22 protein-coding genes are annotated in these 25,009 nt (G+C 68.9%); 6 read left to right on the forward strand and 16 right to left on the reverse strand.

The annotated features are described in order from the left end of the window. Window positions 1–14 precede the first annotated feature (14 nt). Window positions 15–1,967 (reverse strand): VWA domain-containing protein, encoded by a 1,953-nt coding sequence (locus tag H6717_07325; protein ID MCB9576820.1) that lies wholly within the window; start codon window positions 1,965–1,967, stop codon window positions 15–17. A gap of 29 nt (window positions 1,968–1,996) precedes the next feature. Then, entirely contained in the window at window positions 1,997–2,692 is a 696-nt protein-coding gene (locus tag H6717_07330) for a DUF1415 family protein (GenBank protein ID MCB9576821.1), read from the reverse strand. Window positions 2,693–2,803: 111 nt separating this feature from the next. Between H6717_07330 and H6717_07335 the strand changes: the two genes are divergently transcribed. Further along, window positions 2,804–3,058 (forward strand): hypothetical protein, encoded by a 255-nt coding sequence (locus tag H6717_07335; protein ID MCB9576822.1) that lies wholly within the window; start codon window positions 2,804–2,806, stop codon window positions 3,056–3,058. A gap of 84 nt (window positions 3,059–3,142) precedes the next feature. Here H6717_07335 and H6717_07340 read toward each other — a convergent pair whose 3' ends face one another. The 6 genes from H6717_07340 to H6717_07365 all read right to left on the reverse strand — a co-directional run bounded on the left by H6717_07340 (window position 3,143) and on the right by H6717_07365 (window position 11,843). Then, window positions 3,143–4,048 carry a DUF58 domain-containing protein gene (locus H6717_07340; protein MCB9576823.1) on the reverse strand — a complete coding sequence of 302 codons (906 nt, stop codon included), beginning with the start codon at window positions 4,046–4,048 and terminating at the stop codon, window positions 3,143–3,145. After that, entirely contained in the window at window positions 4,041–5,726 is a 1,686-nt protein-coding gene (locus H6717_07345) for an ABC transporter permease (GenBank protein ID MCB9576824.1), read from the reverse strand. The genes H6717_07340 and H6717_07345 overlap by 8 nt, the downstream gene beginning before the upstream one ends. Further along, window positions 5,723–6,796, reverse strand: a complete 1,074-nt coding sequence (locus H6717_07350) for an ABC transporter ATP-binding protein (protein ID MCB9576825.1) — start codon at window positions 6,794–6,796, stop codon at window positions 5,723–5,725. Before H6717_07350 ends, H6717_07345 begins: the two co-directional genes overlap by 4 nt. 89 nt (window positions 6,797–6,885) lie before the next feature. After that, window positions 6,886–8,952 (reverse strand): hypothetical protein, encoded by a 2,067-nt coding sequence (locus H6717_07355; protein MCB9576826.1) that lies wholly within the window; start codon window positions 8,950–8,952, stop codon window positions 6,886–6,888. Beyond that, window positions 8,952–9,983, reverse strand: a complete 1,032-nt coding sequence (locus tag H6717_07360; GenBank protein MCB9576827.1) for an AAA family ATPase — start codon at window positions 9,981–9,983, stop codon at window positions 8,952–8,954. Before H6717_07360 ends, H6717_07355 begins: the two co-directional genes overlap by 1 nt. Window positions 9,984–10,031: 48 nt before the next feature. Beyond that, window positions 10,032–11,843 (reverse strand): hypothetical protein, encoded by a 1,812-nt coding sequence (locus H6717_07365; protein MCB9576828.1) that lies wholly within the window; start codon window positions 11,841–11,843, stop codon window positions 10,032–10,034. 139 nt (window positions 11,844–11,982) lie between these two features. Here H6717_07365 and H6717_07370 point away from each other — a divergent pair, with 139 nt between their 5' ends. From H6717_07370 to H6717_07390, 5 genes are all read left to right on the forward strand, one after another. Then, entirely contained in the window at window positions 11,983–12,411 is a 429-nt protein-coding gene (locus H6717_07370; GenBank protein ID MCB9576829.1) for a response regulator, read from the forward strand. 42 nt (window positions 12,412–12,453) lie between these two features. Beyond that, window positions 12,454–13,341 (forward strand): 3-methyl-2-oxobutanoate hydroxymethyltransferase, encoded by an 888-nt coding sequence (gene panB / locus H6717_07375; protein MCB9576830.1) that lies wholly within the window; start codon window positions 12,454–12,456, stop codon window positions 13,339–13,341. Beyond that, complete coding sequence (locus H6717_07380) at window positions 13,341–14,213, forward strand: pantoate--beta-alanine ligase (GenBank protein ID MCB9576831.1); 873 nt, start codon at window positions 13,341–13,343, stop codon at window positions 14,211–14,213. Before panB ends, H6717_07380 begins: the two co-directional genes overlap by 1 nt. A 50-nt stretch (window positions 14,214–14,263) precedes the next feature. Continuing rightward, window positions 14,264–14,884, forward strand: coding sequence for a dTMP kinase (gene tmk / locus H6717_07385; protein MCB9576832.1), 621 nt, complete (start codon window positions 14,264–14,266; stop codon window positions 14,882–14,884). Window positions 14,885–15,019: 135 nt separating this feature from the next. Continuing rightward, on the forward strand, window positions 15,020–15,481 hold the full coding sequence (locus H6717_07390) for a hypothetical protein (GenBank protein MCB9576833.1): 462 nt from the start codon (window positions 15,020–15,022) through the stop codon (window positions 15,479–15,481). Here H6717_07390 and H6717_07395 read toward each other — a convergent pair. The 8 genes from H6717_07395 to H6717_07430 form a co-directional block, all read right to left on the reverse strand. Further along, complete coding sequence (locus H6717_07395) at window positions 15,478–16,620, reverse strand: hypothetical protein (GenBank protein ID MCB9576834.1); 1,143 nt, start codon at window positions 16,618–16,620, stop codon at window positions 15,478–15,480. The genes H6717_07390 and H6717_07395 overlap by 4 nt on opposite strands. A gap of 1 nt (window position 16,621) precedes the next feature. Then, entirely contained in the window at window positions 16,622–18,028 is a 1,407-nt protein-coding gene (locus H6717_07400; protein ID MCB9576835.1) for a sodium-dependent transporter, read from the reverse strand. A gap of 28 nt (window positions 18,029–18,056) precedes the next feature. Next, window positions 18,057–18,848: a hypothetical protein gene (locus H6717_07405; protein ID MCB9576836.1), complete on the reverse strand. Its 792-nt coding sequence runs from the start codon at window positions 18,846–18,848 to the stop codon at window positions 18,057–18,059. Continuing rightward, window positions 18,845–20,785: a c-type cytochrome gene (locus H6717_07410; protein ID MCB9576837.1), complete on the reverse strand. Its 1,941-nt coding sequence runs from the start codon at window positions 20,783–20,785 to the stop codon at window positions 18,845–18,847. Before H6717_07410 ends, H6717_07405 begins: the two co-directional genes overlap by 4 nt. Before the next feature lie 52 nt (window positions 20,786–20,837). Continuing rightward, window positions 20,838–22,784 (reverse strand): protein kinase, encoded by a 1,947-nt coding sequence (locus H6717_07415; GenBank protein MCB9576838.1) that lies wholly within the window; start codon window positions 22,782–22,784, stop codon window positions 20,838–20,840. After that, window positions 22,781–23,659 carry a hypothetical protein gene (locus H6717_07420; GenBank protein MCB9576839.1) on the reverse strand — a complete coding sequence of 293 codons (879 nt, stop codon included), beginning with the start codon at window positions 23,657–23,659 and terminating at the stop codon, window positions 22,781–22,783. The genes H6717_07415 and H6717_07420 overlap by 4 nt, the downstream gene beginning before the upstream one ends. A gap of 108 nt (window positions 23,660–23,767) precedes the next feature. After that, a complete protein-coding gene (locus H6717_07425) occupies window positions 23,768–24,610 on the reverse strand; it encodes a hypothetical protein (protein ID MCB9576840.1) in 843 nt (280 codons plus the stop codon). Between the two features lie 14 nt (window positions 24,611–24,624). Further along, the gene (locus H6717_07430; protein MCB9576841.1) at window positions 24,625–24,930 is read right to left on the reverse strand and encodes a YfhL family 4Fe-4S dicluster ferredoxin; all 306 of its coding nucleotides are present in this window, start codon (window positions 24,928–24,930) and stop codon (window positions 24,625–24,627) included. Between the last annotated feature and the right edge of the window lie 79 nt (window positions 24,931–25,009).

Below are 25,009 nucleotides of genomic sequence, written 5' to 3' on the forward strand. Positions count from 1 at the left end.
TTGGACCTCCGGGCTCATGCCGCTCTCCGGGTCGGCAGCGGTGGACGCGTGTCCGCCGCCGAGGGGGCGCGCACCAAGGGCTTTCGAGTCAGCCACCAGACGTCGAACACCACGAACAACAACGCCAAGGCGGCGAGGAGCCAGGTCCAGTCGGTGTAGGCATCCGCTACGTCCGCGGCGGCGGCCACGTGGACTGGGCCATCGTCCTTCGCCAGCTCCTTCTCTCGCACGTCGCTTTCGAGGTCACTGGTGAGGTTCGCTGGGACCAGCACGCTTCCCGGCCGAGCGCCCTGCCAGCTCACGAAGTAGAAGCCGGCCCGGGCGACCTCCGGCACCACGGCCAGCCCAGCGCGCGCGACGACCTCCGACTTCTTTTCGTCGGGCCCCTCGACCTCGACCTTTTCGGCGCCGGGCGGCACACGCACACGCATCGGCGCGCCGGTTTGTGCGGGACCCGTGACGCCCCGAGCTCGATGGGTGCGGGCCAGCTCCACGATGTTGCGGATGAAGAGCACGAAGGAGGCTCGGAGCGGCCAGTTGCTCTCTCCGACGTCGAACGACACCAGGGTGCCGGTGCGGCCCGGGATGGAGATGTCGCTGACGAGGGTGCCCTCCCGGCTGCGTACCAGGGCGTCGGCGGGGCCTTCGGTCTCGATGTCGTGGGCTTCCGTGATCTGCACGCCATCCAGCGTGAGGAAGCGGAGTCGAGCATCGGCGTCCGCCCACGACGTGATCTGGGGGGTCTTCAGTGATTTGCCGACGACCGCGGTGCGACAGCGTCCCGGCGGCGGGTTGAGGATGAGGACGTCGCCACCCGGCAGGGCGGCGGGACAGGCGCCGTCGACGACCACCAGGGCGTCGGGAGCCACGCCCGCGCTGGGTAGCTCGGCCACGGTGGTTCCCGCCAAGTCGACGTCGGGGTCGGCGGACAGTGCGCGCTTCACCCACGGGTTACCGTCCCCCGGCGCCAGCACCACCGGGAGCCTTCGGCCCACGGGCACCCTGCCGAAAGCGCGGTCATCCGCGGCCAGGGCGTCGGGTGGGGAGACCTCGACGATGAGGCCCATGCCGCGATCGGCTGGGGCGGGTTCGAAGGTCAGCACCACCGGGGCCCGCTCCCCGGGCTTGAGCGTCACCTTGCGGGATGCGAGGGGCTCCTTCACGTTCCGCATTCGCAGGGTGACGAACACGTCCCGGGGCTGGGTCCCGTAGTGAGCCACCAGCGCGAAGGCCTGGACTTGGGGCTGCTTGCTCACGGGATCCCGGCCGTCCCGCACGTCGAGGCGGACCACCGCGGTGTTCTCCACCGGGGTGCCGACCTTTACTACGTCCAAGGGGACCGTGACGCCGAGGAGCGCCTTGGGATCCGCCAGGGCGCCATCAGTAATGACGACGATGCGCTTGTCGCCCGTGAGCTGGCGGAGGCGATCCGCCGCGATGGCGACGGCCCGGCCCAAATGCCCCTCCACGTCCTGCTCTCGGATGCGGTCCACGGCCGCTTCGAGGCGTCGAGCGTCGCGATCCAGGGGGGAGGCGATGTTGGCGTCGCTTCCGGCTTCCACCAGCATCGCGTCGGCTCCGGGACCCAGGGCTGCGATGACGTTCTTGGCCGCGGCACGCGCGGCCTCCATGCGCGTGGTGCCGTCTGCGGTCTTGGCGCCCATCGACGCGCTGGTGTCCACGATGATGGCCACGTGGTCCCCGATGATGGCGCCTCCTCGGGTGGCGGGGCGCGCCAGCGCCAGGGCGAGCAGGATCAGGGCCAGCGCCTGCAGCACGAGGGGTACCTGCATGATGAGCCGCTTGAAGGGGCTCTTCGCCATCAGATCCCGTTGTGCTTGCGCCCACAGCCAGGTGGAGGCCACCCGCAGCCGCTGCCGGCGCACCTTCAGTATGTAGAGGAGCACGAGCGGGACGAGCAGGCCGAGCAGCCATAGGCCCCCGGGGCTCTTGAGCTCGACGGGCATGCGGGGGGCAGCTTAGCTTGGATCCACCGTCAAGTCCCCGCCTGCGAAGGCCATCTTTGGCTGAGCTCCGCGTAGGCCCGGTCTCGGTCCTGGCGGATGTCCGCGAGCAGCGCCTCGACGGCCTCCACCCCCTTCGATTGGACGGTCTCGAGGTTGGTTCGCGCGATCACCACCCGAAGGTCCTCCGGCGCGCTCAAGGCCGCGTCGAGCGCTGCCAGATCCAACTGGCTCACGTCCACGAAGGCAGTGCCTTGCGATCGCCGTCCCCGCACGCGTTCGAGCACGCTGCGCCGCACCAGCTGAATGGTGGGGTCCGGCGTGCGCCGCAGAAACGGGATGAGGCGCTCTGGATCCGCCAGAACTGCCGGGGAATCCGGGTGAAAAGCGGCCATCGCGAAGGGGATTTCGCCGAGGGGATGGCGCTCGCCATCGCGCTCCCGAACGTGGCGCACGAAGCCTTCGAACGCCTTCTGAGCCAAGGCGAGGCGCGGGTAGATGGCGAGGATGATTTCGATCTCCGGACGCTGGTCGAGCTCCTCGATCAAGGCGAGCGTCGCGTCCAAGTCCGTGGCCTCGTGCGTGAGCACCACGCGTTCTGCCACGTGTCCCTCTTGGCGCGCGCGCTCGGCCCAGGGGCACAGCCCCAGTTGCTCCACGACCTCCACCGCGTAGCGTCGGTACACGCGCAACGCCTCGCGGGTGAGCGCCTCCTCGTAAGGGGTCATCGCTTGGAAGGTAGCAGGTCGAATGCAACAGCGTGCTTGACGAGAAGCATGGGTTTGAAAGAAATTGTGTTTCGACATTGCTCTTGGAGCTGTCACGAAGGGAATCAACTAATGGCAGTACGTAAGCGTAAAGCGAAGAAGGCAAAGGCTGCAGCGGCGCCCGAGGCGGCTCCCGCGGCCGAGGCCGCACCGAAGAAGAAGGCGAAGAAGAAGGCAAAGCGCAAGGCCAAGAAGAAGGCCGCTGCGGCTGCGCCCGCTGCGCCGAAGAAGAAGGCAAAGAAGAAGGCGAAGAAGAAGGCAAAGGCTGCCGCAGCTCCTGCGAAGCGCGCTGCCAAGAAGCGTCGTCGTCGCGCCAAGAAGGCGTGAGCCAAGGCGCGTTGAATCGAGAGCGTGTCGGCTATCTTGCCGGCACGCTCTCGCGCGTTTGTGGGCCGCGAAAACCCCTAAAAATCAGTCGATCGTGCGACCTACGAAGCGCCGCACGACGCCTTCGAGGGGCTCGTCCGTGGTGACGCGCAGGTAGCTCGCGCCGTGCTTCTTGGACCACGCGCGAAGCTCTTCGACGAGACCTGCGAATCGCATCACGTACGCTTCCACGGCCGACGCGTCCATGGTCACGTCCACCGTTGCGCCGGTCTCCGCGTCCACCAACGCGTAGTCGCCTTCGAAGTCCGGTTCGACCTCGCTGCGAGTCACGATCTGGATCAGGAATACGTCGTGACCTGCGGCCGCGGCGCGAGTGAGCGCGGCGGTCACGGGACCCGCGTCGAAGAAGTCGCTGAGCACCACGAGCATGCCGGGGCGGGTCGCCCGCTGGACGGTCTGGTCCACGGCCCGGGCCAGGTCCACGCTCCCCCCGGGGCTGGCACTCGTCAGGTCCCGGAGCAGCGCCGCGAGTCCTCCGCGACCTCGACGTGGCGTCGCGATGCGCGTGACCCCGACCGGGTCCGGACGCCCATCGTGACCCTGGGCGAGCAGCACCTGGGCGCGCTGGGACCCGGCGAGGGCCATGTAGCCCAAGGCCGCAGCCAGCCGTCGCGCGACCTCGCTCTTGGGAGGGTCACCGAAGTCCAAGGACGCCGACGAATCCACGAGCAGACGCACGATCACGTCTTCTTCCGCGCGAAACAGCTTGATCACCGGTTCGCCGGTGCGCGCGAAGGCGAGCCAGTCGACGCGACGCATGTCGTCACCCGCGACGTAGCCGCGGTGTTCCGAGAACTCCGCGGAGCCACCGCGGCGTCGCGCGGTGTGCTCGCCAGCGGCGCCAGAGCGCGCTCGGACCTCGAGTCGTCGCCGCAGCGCCTCCAGCTCCCGGACGAAGGCCGGGTCCAAAAGCTGATTGTCTTCAGCCATTTGCGGTCTCGACGGGAGGCTCCTCCTCGGATCGGAGCAGAGCCTCGACGCGCTCCAGGGAGCGCTCGTGGCTGGCGATCACCCGCCGCGATCGAACCCCGGCGGCCGCCATCAGGCCTGCACCCAAGAAGCCCCAGCCGGCGGCGCACACCGCCGCCGCCGTCAGCGCCAATTCACGCTCCGAGCCGCTCTTGCCAATCGCGTTCATGAGCACGAACACGTACGTGGGCGAGGGCGACGCCACGAGCAGTGCTTCGTCGCTCCCATCCGTGAGGATCCCGGCGATGGCCATCGCCAGCCACGGCCCCAACGTGGCCAGGAACAGGACCCCGACCAGGAGCACCCGGGGCACCGTCGCGCTCATGGAGCGGGCTCGGGTCCACGCCACGAAGCCGACGACGAAGACGAGGAAGGCGGCGGCGTAGAGGCCGAAGCTTACGACGCGGGTCGCGTCGTCACCGACGGAGCTGCCGCCCTTGCCCATCACGATCAGCACCCCGGCCACCAGCTGGATGCCGATGGCGCCCAGGCTCAGCATCAGCAAGAGGGAGCTGGCGCGCATCACCCCCGGGCCCAGATAGCGCCGCAGGCGCCCGACGCCGGTGCGATCCCAGTGAACCTGAACCCGCCGCGAGGGCCCCAGAGGCTCTCCCGCGAACACAAAAGCCACGAAGACGGCGAACAGGAACGTGACTCCCATGGACAGCGTGACGGCCGCCCACTCGTCGCTCGGAACCGCGAAGGCTGGGATCAGGCTGGCGAGGGCGAAGGCCGGCAGGCTCACCAGCGCCCAACGGCGGATGCCGGTGGAGCGGTCGTCGCTCATGCTGGCCATGTTGGCGACGGTGACCTCGTAGAAGAACCACGCCGGAATGGTCACGCACAGGAGCGGCGTCACCACCAGGAAAGCCACGTATTCCAGGCCGAAATCCGCGCGGGCGTAGGCCGTGGGGAGCCACACCGGCGGGCCCTTGGGCACTTGCGGCCAGAGCTCGTGGGCCGCGAAGGAAAGCGCCACGCCCCCCAGCAGGTACAAGAGCAACGACAGGGGAATGGCGACCAACAGAGTGACCACGATGGCCACCGCGGAGCTCGAGAACTGGCTGCTGATGCTCAGCCCGAAAGCGACCGAGAGGGCGCCCAACAGGAACAGCAGCGCGAAGGCGGTGATGACCTCCGTGGCCGTCACTCCGCCGAACAAGAAGGGCAGCACCCCGACGGGCGCCAGCATCACGATGTAGAGGGAGATGTAGCTGAGGGACGCCAAAAACTTCCCCCGAGCGATGGTCGGCGCCCCGAGCCCCGTCAGTAGCAGGGCCTCCCAGGTGCGGCCGCTGCGTTCGCTGGCGATGGTGCTCGCCGCGACCGCCGGCGCTACCCAGGTGACCACCGCGAAAGCCAGCGAGAAAAACACGTGGAACAGCACCACGCCGACCTTGGCCGGCTCCGTGCTGACCGAGGCCACGCCGCCGACCGAGCACATGAGCAGGGCCATGACGCCCGTGATCACCGCGAGGATGATGGGGGTGCGGCCGAGGCGGGCAGCCTGACGAAGCTCTCGCATCCACACCGGGTTCGGATCGTTCTGCATCCGCGAGATACCGATGCGAGCGCGATCGAAGCGGCGCGAGGAGGGGGGAGCCGCGGCTACCCCGGGTCGACCCGTCTGTGCGCTCATCCCAGCTCTCCTCGGGTGACCTCGAGGAAGATGCGCTCGAGCTCGTTGCGCTCGGGTTCCACGCCCACCACCCCCACGCCGTGGGCCACCAGGTGCCGCACGACGTCGGCGACGAAGCGCTCGTCCCCCGTGTAGTAGACGGAAAGCTGGCCGCCCGGGCCGGGCTCCACGCCCATCACGCCGGAGCCCCCCGCGATGAGCGGCATGACCGGGCGGGAATCGCCGAGCACGCGGAGCTTGAGGCGCTTGCGCGCCGCTCCGGGGATGGCCGCGCCTCCAGCGGTGATGCTGGGGGCGGCGGGGGCGGGCGCTGGAGTCTCGCTGCCGAGGGGCTGGGTCTTGGGGGCCTCTTCCTCGGCTGCCGTGGGCGGCACGAAAGTGCGCGACGGCGGCGGAGCGTTGGCAGCGTTCGGGTCGACGCCCACTGCCTCCGCCATGCGCTGGGCTTCCAGGCGCTCGGCGATCTCGCCGATGGGTCCCGCCACCACCAGACGCCCGCGCTCGAGGATGCCGATGGACGTGCACACGTCGGACAGCTCCGTGAGGATGTGGCTGGACAAGAAGATGGTCTTGCCGAGCTCGCGAAGCTCCAACAGGAGATCCCGGATCTCGATGCGGGCACGGGGGTCGAGGTCGCTGGCGGGCTCGTCCAGGATCAGCACCTTGGGGTCGTGCAGCAGGATGCGCGCCAGCCCCAAGCGTTGCTTCATGCCCTTGCTCAGGGCCGCGACCAATCGATGCTGCAGGTTTCCGAGGTCCGTGAGCTCGATCACGGCGTCCACCACGCCGATGTTCAAGACTCCGTAGGAATCTGCGAAGAATTCGAGATATTCGCGGACCGTGATGCGCTCGTACACGCCGGCGTGGTCCGGCATGTAGCCGATGATCTTGCGGACGTCGTCCGGATCCACGGCCACGTCGATGCCGTCGATCTCCACGCGGCCGGCCATGGGCTCGAGCAGCGTGGCCATGATGCGGATGGTCGTGGTCTTGCCGGCGCCGTTGGGCCCGATGAAGCCGAAGATCTCGCCGTGGCCGACCTCGAAGCTCACGTCTCGCAGCACGTCCATGTTGCCGTAGCGATGCCACAGGTGCCGCACGCGAATCGCCGGTGCGGGCACCACCTGGGGTGCGGGCACGAACAGGTCCGGAGCTGCAGTCACGGCACGCCTCCGTAGCCCACGACCCGCACCAGCACGCGGTCGATGTCCATTCTCAGGCCCGAGTCGCTGCTGCGGCCCTCGCCGCCTTCCAGCTGTGCGAGCACCACGGGGACGTCGTCGGGCCACCAGTCCGTGTCGTTGTCCGCCACGAAAGAGAGCGCCGTCCAGGCGGCGCCCGCGCCGCGGGCGGCGCTGTCGACCTTCTGGGAGAAGAGCGAGGCGTCCAGCTGATGCGAGCGACCGCCGCCGGCGGTGACCCGCACGCGCCCCAGCTTCTTGCCGAGCTTCTCGCCGGCGGTAGCGCGGACGCTGTCGCCGTCCGCGATACGGGGAAAGAAGTAGGCGTCGCCCGCGGGCACCTTCACCAGCACGGCGACGAGGTCGCGAGCGGCGCGGTTCTTCACTTCCACGTCGCCGCCCTTGTCGACGACGCTGATGCCGCCGCCGAGGCCCACGAAGCCGTCTTCCCTCACGACCACGGTTTGCCAGGGCTTGGACTGCAGCTGCTCGATCCGCGCGCCGTCGCGATCGACGACGATCACCCGCCCGGTGTCGTCGGTGGGACCGGCAACGTCCAAGACGCTGCCTCTCTCGGTGGCCCGCACCAGAAGCTCCCCCGCGCTGGAGGCGTAGAACCCACGGAAGCGCGTGATGGCTCCGCGCGGCATCCCCGCTCCAACCTCTATCATGGAGAGGTGGCGCACGCGTCCGACGAAACCCTTGGCTGCCGCGCCCAGAACCACGATCAACGCCATGGTGCCTCCCGCCCAGATGGGCAGGTGGCGGAGCGCGCGCAGCGGGTGCCCCTTCTTCGTGGCCAGATGGAAGTTCACGGGCCCAGCGAGGACGGCGTACCCGAGCAGAATCAGGAGCGCCACCACGATGGCCCAGCGCGCACCCTCGTTGGGGTCGAGCTCCTTGCGGACGTTGCGCACCTCTGGTTCGTCCAGCGGGACCCGGCCGTGGGGCAGGGCGACGGTGCTATCCCGCGTCCAGCTCTGCCGCACCAGGTCCAACACCTCGAGCTGCACCCACTCGTCGCTGGCCGCCTTCTCCGCGTTGGTGTCGAAGGCGAGCAGGTGTATCTCCCCGAGGCCGTAGCTGGCGCTGGCGCCCCAGGGGCTCGGACGCAGGTTGCCGCCGCGATAGCCGACGAGGCCAGTCACGGTCTCCTCGCTGGGTGCCAGCTCCTTGCCGACGATACGGCCTGCGCCGTAGCTGGGATACGAGCCGCTGCCGCTGGTGGATTCCTCCACGATGGTGAAGACCCGCTTGTTCTTCATCTCGGCGGCGGGGGCTGCCGTCGCGATCTCGCCGCCAACGAACGCCTTCAATGTCGCGTTCCGCAGGTCCTCCGGTCGCGTGATGACGACGCCCAGGGAGCCGCCGGACAGCACCCAGCTCGACAGCGCCTCGAGCTCCGGCCCCTTCAAGCGCGCGATCTGCTCGCTCTTGGCCAGCACCACCGTGGCCGCGGCGTAGCCCGCTGCGCGCTCGGGCAACACGGGCTCTCCCGTGGCGGCGTTGACCGCCGGGGTGGCCACCGTGAGCACCGGCGGGCCGTAGCCGCCTCGGGAATACGACGGGTAGCCCACGGGGACCTTCATGCCTCGGAGCCCGGCACCGACGCGACTGGACACGGACAGATCGAAAAGCAGCGGCTCCGGCGTGCGGGGCTCGCTGAGCTGCAGGTCCGCGAGCTCGGTGCCCGCGGTGTCCACGGCTCGCACCCGCAGCATTGGAGGCGTGCGGCTGAATCCGTGGGTGGGCAAGAGCACGGTGACCTTGCCCTTGCCTGCAACGGCAAAGGGCGCGCGCGTCAGCACCTTGGCTTCTTCCCGCGAGAACGACAGCTCCGCCGTCAGCTCGAGGTTTCCTTCGATCTGCGCGTCGGTGGTGTTGTCCACCCGCACGGAGACCGAAAACCACGCTGCGCCGGAGGGCACCGAGGGGCCGAGGACGGGCGCCGCTTCCAGCAGCAGACCCTTGTCGGCGGCGGCTGGGCGCCCCAAGAGGAGCAGACACGCGAGCGCGACGACGCCGAGGAACAAGCGCTGGAGCATCAGCCCCCTTGTACGGCCCGTTCCACGGTCTCGGGGCGGGTCGGTACGGTGCGCACGAGCTCCTCGACGACCTGGTCCGTGGTCACGCCGTCGGCTTCACCTTCGAAGCTGCGGATCAGACGGTGCCGGAGCACCGGGAGGGCGACGGCCTGGATGTCCGAGAACGCGACCTGGGCGCGGCCCTCCAAGAGCGCCATCGCCTTTGCTGCCAGCACGAGGCTCTGCCCTCCGCGCACGCCGGCGCCGTAGCGGATGGCGCGCTGCACCAGCTCGGGAGCGGTGCCGGCCTCCGGGGCGCTGGCGCTCACCAGACGGGAGGCGTAGCGCACCACGGGTTCCGCGATGGCCACGTCGCGGCACAGCGCTCGGAGCGCGAGCACGTCGTCCCGATGCAGCACCGATTGTGGCGCGCGTTGCTCGTGGCCCGTGGTTCGCGTGATGATTGCGACCATTTCGTCTTCCGAGGGGTTGGGTACGAGCACCTTCAGCAGAAAGCGGTCGAGCTGCGCTTCGGGCAGCGGATAGGTGCCCTCCATCTCGATGGGGTTTTCCGTGGCCAGCACGAAGAACGGCTCTTCCAACACGTGGCGCGTCCCCGCGATGGTCACCGCGTGCTCCTGCATCGCCTCGAGCAACGCGCTCTGGGTCTTGGGCGTGGCGCGGTTGATCTCGTCCGCCAGGATCACCTGGCCGAAGATCGGGCCCCGATGCAGCTCGAAGCGGCCGGTGGAGCCCCCGCTCGCGTCCATCACCAACACGTTGGTGCCCGTGACGTCGCTCGGCATCAGGTCGGGCGTGAACTGGATGCGAGAGAAACGGAGGTCGAGGCTCGAGGCGAGGGTTCGAACCAAGAGCGTCTTGCCCAGCCCCGGCGCGCCCTCCAAAAGAACGTGCCCACCGGCGATCAGGCCCCACAGGACCTGATCCACGACCGCGGTCTGACCCACGATGATGGTGGCGATGGCCTGGCGAAGCCGATCACTGGCCTCGCACGCTTGAGCAAGGCGTGCTGCGAAGGGATTGTCGGTCATGCGTGAAGCCGAGGCAGCCTACACCGCCCGGAGCGGCAATTCATCCGCTCAAGGCTGGAAATAGCGGCCCACCTGCTCGCGATACTCTTCCGGGACTTCCGAGTGCTCCACACCGCCGACCTGGTCCGGGCCGGCCGCGCCCAGGGCACCGGTGCCTGCCTGGTTCGCCGTCTCGCCGGCGCGCGCCGGCGCACGACCTTGGGTGGCGCCGTGCATCGGCGCGCCGGGGTTGATCTTGGCTTGCGCCTTGGAGCGGAGCTCCTTGGCGCGAAGCTCTTCGGTCTTGCCGTCGTGCTTGCCAACGCCCTTGTCGTGTTTGCTTCCGGGACCGCCCTTGCCGTCACCGTCGCTCTTGCCGCCGGGCTTGCCGCCGTTCTGCTCGCCGGGTGCGCCCGGACCGGGGGTGGGCATGGGCACCATGCCACCGAGACCCTTCTCGGCTTCGGCGCCGCCCCGATCCGCGTCGTCCAGGCCCTTCTCCCGGTTTGCGTCGCCGCTCGGGTCCTGTTTGGCGAGCTCCTTGAGCTGCTGCTCGAGCTCTTTCTGGCCCTGAGGGCTGCCCAGGCGCTTGGCCAGCTCCTCGAGCTGCTCTTTGGTCATCGGGTTCGCGCCGGCGCCGTCTTTCTGTTGCTTCTCGATCTGCTTCTTCAGGTTCTCCGCCAGCTTCTTGCGCTCTTCGTCGCTCAAACCTTCGAGCGCTTTCTCCAGCGACTCTGCCAGTCGCTTCTGCGCTTCCGGGCTGCCGGACTGGCCGAACTCTTCCAGGTCTTCCTGGGCTTCCTTGCTCAGTTTGCCCTGGCTCTGGAGCTGCTTGGCGAGCTCCCGCAGCGCCTCGCCTTTGCTCTCGCGCTCCTCGAACTTCTTCTTCTGTTCTTCGAGGGACTTGGCGAGGCCCTCTGCCCCCTTCTCGCGCGCCGCTTTCTCGGCCTCCTCCAGAGCCTTCTTGGCTTCTTCGCGGGACTCCTTCTCCGCGAGGTTCGCGAGCTTTTGCATCTCGCGATCGAACTGCACCAGATCTCCGTTGCCGAGCGCCTTGGCGGCGTCCTTCGTCAGCGGGTTCTTGGCCAGCTTGCCCACGGCCGCTTCGAGACCGGGACGGTTCTTGGAGTCCGAGAAGCGCTGTCGCTCTGCTGCCACCGCGTCCCGGAGCTTTGCGATCTTGGCCTGGGCTTCGCGCTTCTCCATGCCCTTGGCGAGCTGCTCGCGTAGCTTCTTCGCGTCGCGAGCGATGTCCTCGAGCCGCTCTTTCTGAGCTGCGTCACGAGGATCCAGGTTCGCCAGGGCCTCGATCTTGTCGAGTCCTTGGAGATTCGCGATCTGCACCATCTCCGCGCCCGGCGGCGGTGGCGGCGCCGGTGGCGTGGGCGGCAGGGGGATCAAGGATAGCCACGCTACGGCGGCGCCTGCGACGGGACCGAGTCCGTGGAGCGGCTCGAGCACTCGCGGTCGAAGTCGCTTCGGATCTCCGTCCGCCAGCGCCTTGGCTGCGTCGCGCACCACCACCTCGCGGGCGAGGTCCGCGCGTTCCGCCTGTCCCCGGAGCTCGACGGCGGTGCTGATTGCCTCACTCGAGCCAAGGCGCGCATCCAGATACAGAGCCACGTCGGAGTCGGTCCAACGGCGGCGAAACGCGATCAGCGCCGCGACGCCCATGCCGACGACACCGGCGACGGCCGCCCAGGGGCGCAAATGCCCCAGGCGCTGCCACCAGAAGGCGAGGGCGATGGCGGCTCCCAACGCCAGCCCCAGCGCCAGCCCCGTCAGGACCCGACGCAGCAGCAGGCGGCGCCGGACTCGACCGGCCCAACGCTCGAATCCGCGATGAAAGTGCCCAGGGTCTTGCTCGCTCTGGCTGGCCATTGGTCGTCGACACCCTTGATACGCGCGAGGCATCGGAACGATGCCTGCGTTCTGCCCAATAGTAGTGCAAGGTAGGCAGGGCGGCGACAGGCCCTTGAAATTCCGTGCGCACTCGCCGAAGGCGCCTTAAGCTCCAGAAATGCCGCGAGTTCTCGTGATCGAGGACTACCCTCCGCTGGCCAAGGTGCTGGCCATTGCGCTCCGCCGCGCGGGCTTCGAAGCGGTGCGCGTGGGGAGCCTCACGCGGGCGCGGCACGTGGAGGGCATCTTCGACGCCGCCATCGCGGACATCGATCTACCGGACGGTTCAGGGGTGGAAGTGGTTCGCGACCTCCGGTCGTCGGGCCGCGTCGGTGTGGTGGTGTTCTACACGGCCAACCAGGACGACGCCGACCGCGAAGCGGCCCTCGCGATCGGGCCCATCATCGAGAAGGACCGCCCTGCTGACGAAGTCGTGGACGTGGTGATCGACGAGCTCGAAGTGCGGGAAGATCTGGCACGCGCGGTGGGTGCACCCGATCCCGTGAGGCCCACGCAACGCTCGGGAACGCGGCGCCGGATTCGCTGACGCAGTTCCATGTGAGGGGAAAAGCCTCTACGCTCGCGCGGCGTGGACAACGACAAGATCACCGTTCCTCAGATCCGCGGCCGCAAGAACAGCGGTCCGAAGATCGCGATGCTCACGGCCTACGATGCCACCTTCGCTCGTCTGCTGGACGAGGGAGGCGCGGACGTCTTGCTCGTGGGTGATACGCTGGGCATGGTGGTTCAAGGCTTGCCGACCACGCTGCCCGTGACGGTGGACGAGATCTGCTACCACGGCCGCGCGGTGGCCCGTGCCGCGCGCCGCGCGCACATCGTGGGCGACATGCCGTTCATGTCCTTCCAGGTGTCGAGCGAGAAAGCGCTCGAAGCCGCGGGTCACATGATGAAGACCGGGGGTTTCGAGGCCATCAAGCTCGAAGGCGGGCAGACGGTGGCGGAGCACGTGCGCCGCATCGTGGACGCCGGCATTCCGGTGATGGGCCACGTGGGGCTCACGCCCCAGTCCGTGCATGCGATGGGTGGGTTTCGGGTCCAGGGTCGCAAGGAGGAAGCGGCGAATCGCGTGGTCGAGGACGCCAAGGCCTTGGAGCAAGCCGGCGTCTATTCCATCGTGCTGGAGGGGTTGCCGGCGGATCTCGGTCGCCGGATCACCGAGACCGTGGGGGTACCGACCATCGGCATCGGCGCCGGCCCCCACTGTGACGGTCAGGTCTTGGTCTGCTACGACTTCTTGGGCATGTACCGCGCCCTCAAGCCCAAGTTCGTCAAGCGCTTCGACGAGCTGGGGGAGCGCGTGGTGGACGCCACCCGCCGCTATGTGGACGAAGTGCAAGGTGGCGCATTTCCCAGCGCCGAGCACAGCTACGGCATGAAGGAACCGGGCGGTGCACCCACCGCAGCGGAAGCAGTGGTGGAGTCCGCGCCCCCGGTATACGGTCCCAAAGAGGGCTGATGGTGCAGGTCGTTCATACCGTCGCGGAGCTCCGGACGGCGTGTGACGCAGTGCGGGCGAAGGGCGGCCGCGTGGGCCTGGTTCCCACCATGGGGGCGCTGCACGAAGGGCACGTGGCGTTGGTCGAGCAGGCCGCTCGCCGGACGAGCCAGGTGGTGGTCACCGTGTTCGTCAATCCCACGCAGTTCGGTCCCAACGAGGACTTCGACAAGTATCCACGCACCCTCGATGCCGACGTGGCAGCGTCGGCGGCCGCAGGTGCGTCTCTCGTCTTCGCTCCCGCCATCACGGAAATGTATCCCCCCGGAGAGCGCACTCGGGTGATCGTCTCCGGACTCACCGAGCACCTGTGCGGCCGCTCTCGCCCCGGGCATTTCGAGGGCGTGGCGACCGTGGTCACCAAGCTGTTTGCAGCCGTCGGGCCCTGCGTCGCGGTGTTCGGCCGCAAGGACTACCAGCAGCTGAAGGTCATCGAGCGCATGGCTCGGGACCTACTCTTGCCCGTGGAAATCGTCGGCCATCCGACCGTGCGTGAGGCCGATGGCCTCGCGAAGAGCTCCCGCAACGCCTACCTCTCCAAGGAAGATCGCGAGCGAGCGCGAGCGATCCCGCAGGCCTTGGCCCACGCGGTGCAGCGTTTCGGAGCGGGCGAGCGTCGCTCCAGCGCCATTGGCGAGGACGTGCGGGCGCGTCTGACGCAGGCAGGCCTGCGGATCGACTACGTGACGCTCGCGGACCCCGAAACCATCGCCCCCATCGAAGGCGCCAGCGAGGCGCGCGCGCTGTTGGCCGTCGCGGCCTTCGCCGGCGCTACCCGCCTGATCGACAACGTGGTGCTGGGGGAGGATCCTGCCCCCGTGGGGGTGTCGTGAACGAGGTGAAGCATCCCGCTCAGGCTCTGTCGTCGCGGCGGGGTCGGTTCATCGTGGTGGAGGGCATCGACGGCGCCGGGACGACGACCCACAGCAAGCGCTTGTCGAAGGAGCTCCGACGGCGTGGCCACGACGTGCGTCTCACCTGTGAGCCGACCGCCGGCCCCATCGGTGGGCTCATTCGTCAGGTGCTCCAGCGCCGCTTGTTCGTACCGGACGCGACCGGGCCACGGGCGTTCGCGTGGTCCACGATGGCGCTCTTGTTCGCTGCGGATCGTCTCGACCACCTCGACAGCATGATCATCCCGGCGCTCCGGGAAGGGGCCATCGTGATCAGCGATCGCTACGATCTGTCGAGCCTCGCCTACCAGTCCGTGACAGCGCCGGGAGGCCCCGAGGTCGTGCCCTGGATCCGCGAGCTCAACAAGCGGGCGCTACGTCCGGATCTCACCGTCGTGATCGACGTGCCCGCGGAGATCGCTGCCGAGCGTCGGGGCAACCGCGGCGGGAGCGAGGAGCTGTTCGAGAACATGGAAATCCAGCGCCGCCTCGCTACCGTGTACGCCGAGGCCGAGGAGCTGATCCCCGAGGACCGCGTGGTCCACATCTCCGGCGTGGGCAGCGTGGAAGAGGTCGGCGAGCGCCTGGTGGCCGCCGTCGACGCCGGCTGAAGGGTCTTTCTGGTCCGCCGCGGAAACGCCGCGGCGCGACGGGCTTCGCGCCGGACCAAAAAAACTTCGGGCCTGGAGTCGTTGGGCTTCAAATTTTTGCCCGTGTGGGGCGCCCGGCCCATAGTCCAGGCCCTGATGAGACTCGCGTTCTGTGTGCTTTCGGGTTTGCTGCTCGTGGCGTGCGGCGGCTCCAACAACGAAGCCGACTATCCGCTGCCGGATCCGCCGGGGGAGCCGGTGGCGCAGTCCCCGGCGCCGCGCGGGTCGCTGTGGCGCAGAGACGTGGTCCACACCGTGGACCAAGGGCTCGGACGCTTTTTGCAGAAGGTGGAGCTCGAACCGAGCCTGGACGCCGGCAAGTTCCGTGGCTTCCGCATCGTGGAGCTCCGGCCCGAAGGCTTCTGGCGGGGCGTGGACCTGGCCCCCGGCGACGTCGTGATGCGCGTGAACGGCATGCCCATCGAGCGCGAGATGCAGGCGTACTCCGCGTTTCAGTCTCTGAAGACGGCAGACGAGCTTCGTGTCGACTACCTGCGCGGTGGCGTTCGGAAGCAGCTCGTGTATCGCATCGTCGAGCACGGCAAGGACGCCGGCTAGACGGGCCCTGGGTCCCTCAGCTGAAATCGCGCGATCGCGTCCATCAACGACGCGAAGCGCTGGCGGGTGAAGTGCGCGCCGCTGGTCATCCAGTCCAGATGAACGCGCGGCCGCTCGTCGTCCGAGAAGTGTCCGAGGACGTCGAGGTGGTCACCCTCGCCGCACCACAGTAGCTCGCCCCACAGCCCGCTGAGAGTGGGTACCACGCCGTCGTTGCTGCGCTCGCTGACCTCGTGCTGGATGCCGGAACGGAGCATGGCGAGCTCTTCGGTGCTGGGCGTGGCGTAGGGATACATCTCCGGTGCCTGCGCCGTGAATTGGTACAGCGTCGAGTACATGGCCGCCGTGGCTGCCGCGTACGGGGAGCGGATGCGCCGCGCAAAGCGCATCGCCTTGGGAGGCGGAGCCGAGGTGACCACGCAGCCGTAGCGCACGCGGGCGTCGTCTTCCGCCGCCGCGTTGAACAGGTCCATCGCCTCCGGCATGATCTGCACCACGCCGCCCTGGTCCACGCGCACCTTGCTCAGGAACTGGACGATCTCCTCGCGCCCGTCGCGCTCCACGAAGCGCAGCACCAGCTCGGTGCCGCGGCTGAGCAGCCGCGTGTCCGCGGACAGGAGCTGCTCCGCGCCGCCGAGCCCGGCGAGGAGCTTGGCGAACACCGCAAGCGAAGGCTCACCGACGGTGAGGGAGACCACCGTGAGCAGACTCAAGGCGTAGAGTACGCGGGTGCCGCTGACCGTCGCGAAGTAGCCCGCGAGGGGCGTGCCATAGTGCGGCGTGGAGAGGGTCACGGCGCTCTGGACGCGATGCCGCCAGCTGAGACGCTCCGGATCGTCGGTCTTCAGGTCGGTGGTGGGGGAGAGCAGCAAACGGATGTCGAGGCCACCCGTGGAGTGGCCGACTAGATGGATGGGTCCGTCGTCCGCCCCCGCGCTCTTCTGGATGGCCTTGGCCAGCATCCGCGCGCGAAACCTGAGGGACGACGTGGGAGGGGTCGGGACCACCAGGGTCTCCACCCGCTGGCCCGCGTCGGCGAAGCGCCACTCGAGGGCTTCGCGGACGTGGTGGAAGTAGTCGTAGCCGGCGAGGCGTCCGAAGCCGAACATGCCGGGAACGAAGTAGATGCGCGCGACCATGTCACTTTGCCGGGGAGAGCCACGCCTTCGGGAGGATCTCCACCGAGAAGAGCCATAGTACCAGGATCGCCAGCGGCACCAGGTAGCGGAGCGACAGCAGCCACACTTGGTACAGCCCGGCGAAGCGCGAGCCGCGCTTGAACTCGTCCGCTCGCTCGGCTTCGGGCATCACCCAGCCGACGAACAAGGCGATGAACAGACCCCCGAGCGGCAGGAGCCAGTTGGACGCCAGGTAGTCCACGGTGTCGAAGAAGTTCTTGCCGAACAGAGACTCCCACTTCTTGAACATCTGGGCCCCACCGGAGAGGGCCGACGGGATGCCGAACACGAAGATGGCACCTCCAGACACCAGCACCGCTCGGCGCCGGGACCAGCCGAGCTGATCGATGATCGTGGACGCCACCACCTCGAGCAAGGAGATGGCCGAGGTGAGGGCCGCGAAGAAAAGCAGCGCGAAGAACACGATGGTGAGCAGCATGCCGCCGCGCATCTGACTGAACGCGATGGGCATGCTCTTGAATACCAGCCCGGGGCCGGCTTCCGGCGCCATGCCGAAGCTGAAGATGATGGGGAACAGCACCATGCAGGCGACCAGAGCCACCGCCGTGTCCAGCACGCTCACCAACAGCGACGCAGTGACCAGATCCGTGTCCTTCGACAGATAGCTGCCGTAGGTGAGCATGGCGCCCATGCCCAAGCTGAGGGTGAAGAACGAGTGTCCCAGCGCTTCCAGCACGCCGGCGGGATGCAGCTTGTCGGCGTGGGGCGAGAACAAGAACGAGAGCGCCTTGGAGAAGCCGGGTTGAAACGCGGCGTCCACCAACAGCACCAGGAGCATCGCGAACAGCGCCGGCATCAGCACCCGCGACCAAGCTTCGATGCCCTTCTGCACGCCGCCCACCACGATGGCGATGGTCGTGAGCATGAACAGGAAGTGCCAGAACAGGTTGATGTCTCCGGCGCCGTACAGGGTTCCGAAAGCCTGGCCTATCTGGTCGGGGTTCTTGCCGACGAAGAAGCGATTGATGCCCATCAGGGCGTAGTTCATGGTCCAGCCGGCGACCACGCTGTAGTAGCTGAGGATCACGAAGCCGCTCACCACGCCCATCCAGCCGACCATGCGCCAGGCGGTGCCTTCGCCTGCGATCTTGCCGAAGGCGCCCACGGGCGAACGCTGCGCCCGGCGGCCGATGATCACCTCGGCGATCATCACCGGCAGCCCGATGAGGGCGACGCAGCCGAGGTAGATCAGCACGAACAGCCCGCCACCGTTTTCTCCGGTGATGTACGGGAACTTCCAGACGTTGCCCAGGCCGACGGCCGAGCCTGCGGCGGCCAACACGAAACCGAGGCGGCTTGCCCACTGGCCGCGCGACGCTGATTCCTCCGTAGTCACGCCGTCGACCATAGGCGATGGGGGCGTGAGCGAACAGGTTTCAGCGCATCATCGGCTCGGCGATGTCGGTGACGCCGCCGGGGAGCGGGCTTTCCTCGCGGCGCAGGGCGACACTCAGCACCGGCTCCGGGTCGCGCGCCGTCTTGCTGGTGCTGATCAACGCGAACACGAAACGATGACGCTGGTCCGGCTTCTTGGCTGTGATGGCTGCGCCGAGCTGCAGCGTGCTGGTGGTTTCTCCATGGATGCGCAGGGCAGCCACGACCAGGCCGCAGCCGCTGGCGGTGAAGCTGGGGCCGGAGCTGGTGATGGTTCCGACGGAGCGAGCCACGACGTAGAGCGCGTCTCCGTGGGCGTAGGCGTAGACTTCCAGATCCTTGCCGGCGCGCCCGATGGGCGTCAGTGGAACCAGGTGTCGAGCGAGGCGTCGGACTCCTCTCGTGCGCGTGTCGACGGCCAAGTCGAGCACCTCCAAGCTGGTGCGCTTTTCCCGCTCGACCAGCCGTTCCGCCCGCACCGGGAGCACCGCGGCGAGGGGCAGCTCCAGCGTGGAGGCGCTGCCCGTGGAGGCACTGGTGCTCAAGCAGCGGCGACCTGCCGCGCGCAGGGACAAAAAGCCCGGATCCCGCTGAGCCGACGGGAGATCCTGCTGGTAGCTCCGCCCTTGCGCCACGTCGATGCCGTCGACGTGCTCCGATGCGCCGACGTTTTCGGGCATGCTGGCCGGCGGCGGCGGTCGCGTGGCGCGCGCGATGGACGAAACACGAGGTCGCGCTGCGAGCGCCGAGCTGGCACACAGCAGGGCGAGCACGACGGCGCGGGCGCGCATCACAGCGTCCGCAAGTAGGCGGCCAGGGCGGCCAGGTCGCGCTTGGACAGCTGCTTGGTGTGTCCCATTTTGCCGTCGGAGCCACGCAAGAGCTCCTCCAAGCTGGCATAGCGACCGTCGTGGAAGTAGGGCGCCGTGCCGGCGATGAACTTGAGCGACGGCGTGTCGAAATGCGGATCCCGATCCGCGCTCACGCGGCTCTTCACGTCGTGGGTCTTGCCGTCCATGTACAGATCGCTACCGCGATGGCAACCGGCGCAGCCGGTCTCCTTGGCCAAAAACAGGTCGCGACCGCGCTTCACCAGCGCGGGGTCTTCGTCCGTGAGCCGCGGCGGCGGTTCCAGAGTGGCGAGGTAGGCGAGAATGGCGTCCATCTCGCGCCGCTCGAGGCCGCTGCCTCCCAGACGCTGGAAGGTGTGGCCGAGGTGCGCCTCGATGTCCGCGCCCTTGCCGTCCCAGCCGAAGGGTGCGGTTTGTCCCAGTCGGCCGGCGAGCATCGGAGTCTGCCGTGGGCCGTTGGGGGTGGCCCAGGTGATCGAGTCGTCACGGCCTTCTGGATGGCAGCTGGCGCAGGCGCGCCCATCGCGCGAGATCCGGAAGTCTCCCGTGGAATGGAACAGGCGGCGGCCGAGGGCCACGTCGCCCTTGGTCAGCGTGGCCGATTTCGAGAGCGCGAGCTGAGTGACGCTCGAGGCTGCGATGTCATCCGGCGTCCGCATGGGAGCAGCGCCCAGCGCCACGATGCTCACGCGACCGTCGAACTGACCCCACACCACCGCGCGCTGCTTGTCCACGTCCACGGCGAGGCCGAGCGGTCCCGCCGCCACGGGCCAGCGCCGAAGCTCGGCGCGCCGCGGATCCGCCGAGCTCGCGTCGTACTCCACCAGCGCGTCGATACCGAGGCAGGTCACCAGCAGGTGTCCGCTCTTTTCGTTCATCGCTGCGGCCCGGGGCAACAGGCACTCGGGGCGCGCGCGTGCTCCAGGAACCACCGTGGCGGGTGACTCGCGGTTGTCGATCGAGCTCGTCAGCGTGCGCTCCGCGCTCTCGTCGATCACCGCGATGCTGGCGACCTCCGCGTTGGAGAAGCCGTCGCCGTAGCCTTGGGTTTGCTCGGAGGGGTTGCCGGGCTCGACCAGCACCTGGGGCGCGAGGATGCGCCCACCGGGATCCACGGACTTGGCGAGAGCATAGCCTTGGCAGCCGATGCGTGCCGCGTCCCCCGAGCTGCGCTTGCCCAAGAAGCCGAACAGCACCGAGTGCTTGCCCTGCGGGTTGTCCCCCACCAGCACCTCGCGCACCTTGCCGCCAGCGAGGGGGACCACGCTCAATCGCCCACCGACGGCATGCGACACGAAGGCGCGCTTGCCGTCGTCGCTGAGCACCACCGAGCGCGGCTCGCGCGGAACGCTCGTGCTCTTCTTGCGCTTCATGCTGCTCGCGTCGAGCTCCGTGAGCGCGTGACCCCAGCCGCTGGTGACCACCACGGTGGAGCGGTTCGGCGTGAGCGCCATGGCGATGGGCTCCGCCGGGAGATCCACTTGGCAACGATCGTCGAGGGGCTTGTCCCGGTTCGTGGCGGGCTCGAACACCTGTACTCGCGAACGACTGCGCAGGGTGACGAGCACGCGTCCGTCCGGCAAAACCAGCACCTCGCCCGGCTTGCCGGCGAGGCGCGTGGTGGCCAGCTCCTTGCCCGCGTCCACGTCCACGGTGCGCAGCGTGTCGTCGTCCGCGTTGGCGATGTAGGCCAAGGTGCGCTTGCCGTCTCGCGCCAGCGCCACCATCGAGCTCTGGCGGCTCAAGGGCTGCGGTCCGCGATCGGCCCGCACCCGCTCACAGCCCACTTTCTTCGGAGCTTTTGCCTCGCCCTGGGGCGTGGTGCCGCAGGCGGCCAGGGTCACGAGCGAAAGCAGACAGGCGCCACTGAGTCGGTGCATCGAAATATTCCCTCGCGTCAATTACGCCCCAACGCGCGAGGCTCTTCCCGACTTACAGGTTTTGTCGGGGCGGCGCGAAAGCGGCGAGGTCGCTCACGTCGGTGTTGGCATCGGCGCTGGGCGCCGCCCGCGTGGGGAAACGCAGCATCACGCGGCCGCCGCGCTCCACCAAGCTCTCCCCCACGAAGCCGTGGACGCCGCCGGCGCGGTGCAGCGCCGCGAGGGCCTCGAAGAGCTCGCGGCGCTCGTCGTCGGACAGCTCGCGGGACAGCGGCGTCGCGTCCAGCGCTTCGACCCACAGCGTCTGTTCGTCCGCGTGCAGCGCCAATACGGCGGCCAGGTTCGGATGATCCGCACGTGCGAAGGCGAGCGCGCGTTCCATCGTGGTGTCGTCCGCGGCGAGCACGAGCACGGTGCGACCGAGCAGCACGTCGCGAAAGCGTTCGTCACCCAGGGGCTCGAGACGCACGCTGTCGTGGGACTTCTCGGGACGCGGGCGGGCGGGCGTTGCCCGCGCAGCGGGCACCGCCCGCGGCCAGCTCGCGCTGCGCAGCAGCGCCAGGGCCGCCTCGGCGTCGGCTGGTCGCTCCGCTTCCGGAGCGACCAGCCGCTCCGCGATGGAGCGGTGCTCCGGACCCAGCTCGTCGGACAAGAACGAAAGGCCGGCCCCCGGCGGCGCGCCGGTGAGCGCATGCCACAGGAGCGCGCCGGCGCCGTAGATGTCACTCGCGATGTTGGCGGCCTCGCCGGCGCGCTGCTCCGGCGCCATGTACGCCAGAGTTCCGATGATGCCGGCCGTCACCGTGGCGGCCGAGTCGCTGACGTGCGCGGTGCCGAAATCCGCGAGGTACGCCGCGCCCGCTTCGTCGAACAGCACGTTCGCCGGTTTGATGTCGCGGTGCAGGATGCCGCGCCGGTGCGCCGCGGAGAGCGCGCCCAGCACGGCCTGGGTGATCTCCACGGCGCGGGCGGGGGAGAGCGGCTCGGCGGCGAGCTTGTCCGCCAGCGAGCCGCCGCCCATCCACGCCAGCACCACGGCGGGGCCCTCCGCGAGGAACGCCCGGAGCGGTACGATGGCGGGGTGCCGCAGCTTGCCGAGCGCCACCGCCTCGCGCTCGAAGCGGCGCAGGGCGTCGCGTCCGGACTCCTTCAGCGTGGAGGCGGCGAAGATCTTCAGCGCGACGTTCTCTCCCGTGATGCGATCCCGCGCCTCGAGCACCCGCGCCGTGGGAGTGCGCGCGACGTCGCGCAGCACGACGTAGCGGCCGAACAAGATCGTTTCCGGCGTGACGGCGGGTGCGCGCTCGCTCACCGGCGCCGCGCGGGTGTCCGCCGTGGGATCGATGCCCAGCGCGGCGAGCTCTTCGTCCACTTGCCGTACGGCCTCCGACAGGGCCAGCGCTTCCAAGCTGCGTCGGAGCCAGAGCAGCGCTTCGCTCCGCTCCGGCGCATCTTTCGGAACTTGCTGCAGCGTGCGCACCGCCGCTTGGTGGCGACCGTGGCGCGCGAGCAGCGCGCCGAGCTCCACGCGCGCGCGGTGACAGCGCGCATCGCGCGCCAGCGCTGCCTCCAGGCAGCGCGCCGCGCTGCGCGCGTCGTCCGCGCGCTCGAAGCACGCCGCCGCTTCGAGCAGCGCGCCCGCGGCTTCGTAATCCTCGCCGGCACCCGCGGCGTCGCCGGCTTGCTCCCGGAGCAAGCCGGCGGCCCGCGGGCGCCTGGCCGCGCGGGCGGCGGCCGCCGCCCGCGCTACCTCGTCCGCATGGCCGAGCAGCGCTTCCGCCACGCGTCGGATCACGTCCTCGTCATCACTGCGCGCCGCGAGCTCGAAAGCCCGCACCCGTTCGTCCGCTGCGAGCGCTGACCGCGCCGCCCCGACAAAAATACAAGCGCGTTCGTAGAGGCGGGAGGCTTCCGCGTGCGCCCCCAGCTGCTCCGCCAACTGGGCGGCTTCCTCCAATTGGTCGGCGCGCTCGAGCTCGGCGACCCGCTCGAGGGTCACGGCGTGAAGGACACGTTCGCCGCCACCTCGAAGTCGAAGCGCAGCTCGCCGAGATCCACGTCTCCGGCGGAAAACTCGCTGGTGCGGACTCGGTGCAGGGACAGACGCCCGCTGCCGGGTACATCGAAGGTGCCCACCGGAACCGTGCCCGCGCCGGTGTCGTCCCGGAAGCTGCACACGGCCAGAGCGGCGCCGTCCGAGCTCGTGAGCTCCACCACGACCACGTCACCCGGCGCGCCGACGGACCAGGTGAGATCCACCGGCGCCGCCAGCGAGATGTCCGACACCTCCGCCAGCGGCAAACCCCCGAGGGTGACGGCTTCGAGCTCCGGCGGCGCTTGGCGCGAGATGGTGAGGGCGCCGGTCTCGCCGATGCCCGTGGCACGCACCGTGTACGGCTCGTCGGCGGGGAGCGGATCCGAAGACAGATCTCGCGTGGTGTACACGACGCCGCTCACCAGATCCGTGACCGTCGGGAATGCGTGCGGCGCCAGTGACGTTTCGCTGCCATTGGCAGTGACCACCACGTCCCCGGCTTCCACCAGCTCCACGCGTCCGAGGGACGACAGGGGAGGCGACGTCGGCCGCGTCTGAGCGCTGCGACACTGACCGACGGGCGGACGGCCGCGGCGAAGACCGACCACCTCGAGCAACGCGTTCGCGTCCGCCTCGGCGGGGATACGAACGAAGCTGGCGACGGCACCTGCGCGCTCTGCACCATCCACCGTCTTGCTGCGCTCGACGCTCACCAGCGCGTGCGTGCTTCCGGTGTCGGCATCCGTGGTGTAGTGCTCGAGCTCGGCGGAGCAGCCCATGGCGAGCAGCCCGACCGCGCACAGGCACACGCCGAGGCGCCCCTGGTGCAAAGCATTCACGCCTCCAATGTTAGGAGCGCCCCGCGGGTGAGGCAAGCGCCCTAATCCCGGCTGGCTTACGTAAGCCCCGGAAAACGGTCGACAATCCGCTGAGACTCGAACCAGATTTCAGAACCGGGCGACCAGCGCCCCGGCCGGGGCCAGGGTGAACGCCTCGAGATCCGCCACCCGATGGTTGTTGCCGGTGGGGCTCGGGATGTCGATGGAGCCGTCTCCCCGGGTGTAGCCGGCCCCGAGCTCCACGATCACGAACAGCGGCGAAACCCCCACCGCCAGCCCCGCCAGCGCGCTCGCGGTCCAGTGGCTGGCGTCCAGGTCCGCCTCTCGAATGTCGTCGGGGGAGGCGTAGATGCCGAGCTTCACGGTGCCGAAGGCGCGCTCGTAGCTGCCCCGCACGCCCCCGTACACCTGGAACAGGGAGGCGGAGCTGCGCCAGCCGATCAAGATGGGCACGTCCGCACCCCACCCCGTGACGGAGCTGGCGTCCAGGCCCGGGACCGTCTTTTGGGTGCCGTCGGTGGTGTCGCGCAGCAGCAGGCCGCTGCCACCGATGCCAATACTCACGGCGAGCTCACGGTTTTGCCACGCGTGACGTCCATCCAAGCGCACGCTGCGCCCAGTGAAGGTGACCCCCGCGTCGCTGTCGAAGCCCACCCCCGCCCGCGCCCCCACCCAGGGCGCCAAGCCGGGGCTGGTGAGGACCTGAGCGATGGCACCTTCGACGAAACGCGTCTCGTCCTCCGGCCGCGCGATGCCTCCCTGCTGTGCGGTGACGCGCTTGGCTTCGTCGATGCGATCGCGTCCGTCGCCGAGCACGAACTGATTGCTCACGCCGGCGCCCATGGTGACCTCTTCCACGTTCAGCGGATGGGCAGGGTGCAGCAAGGGAGCGCCGCCGCCGCAACCAGCGGCAAGGGAAACCCAACACAGGAACAGAGCTCGGCGAGCCACGTGCATCGACCCTATCACTTGCGGAAACGGGACGGGAATTCGCCGGACTGGATGCGCCCCGCGAGCTCCTGATCGTGGGGGTAGAGCCGCAGCGCTCGGGCGGCCAGGGTGTCTTCCGTCTCCAGATGCCGGGGGTCGGGCAGGCAGCACTTCACCGGACACACGGCCTGACAGGCCTCGTGGTCGAAATAGCCCACGCACTCGGTGCAGCGAGCCGGGTCGATCTCGTAGATCTCCGCGCCCTCGGAAATGGCCTCGTTGGGGCACTCCGGCTCGCAAGCCCCACAGTTGATGCAGTCGTCGGTGATGAAGGTGGCCATCGGACCCTGGACGAATAGCGCGCTTGGCGGCCAGCGTCAGGCCGCCCGGGCGGCCGGCGCGCGTTCTCGGATGACTTTT

It is taken from the genome of Polyangiaceae bacterium (assembly GCA_020633235.1).
Taxonomy (GTDB): domain Bacteria; phylum Myxococcota_A; class Polyangia; order Polyangiales; family Polyangiaceae; genus JACKEA01.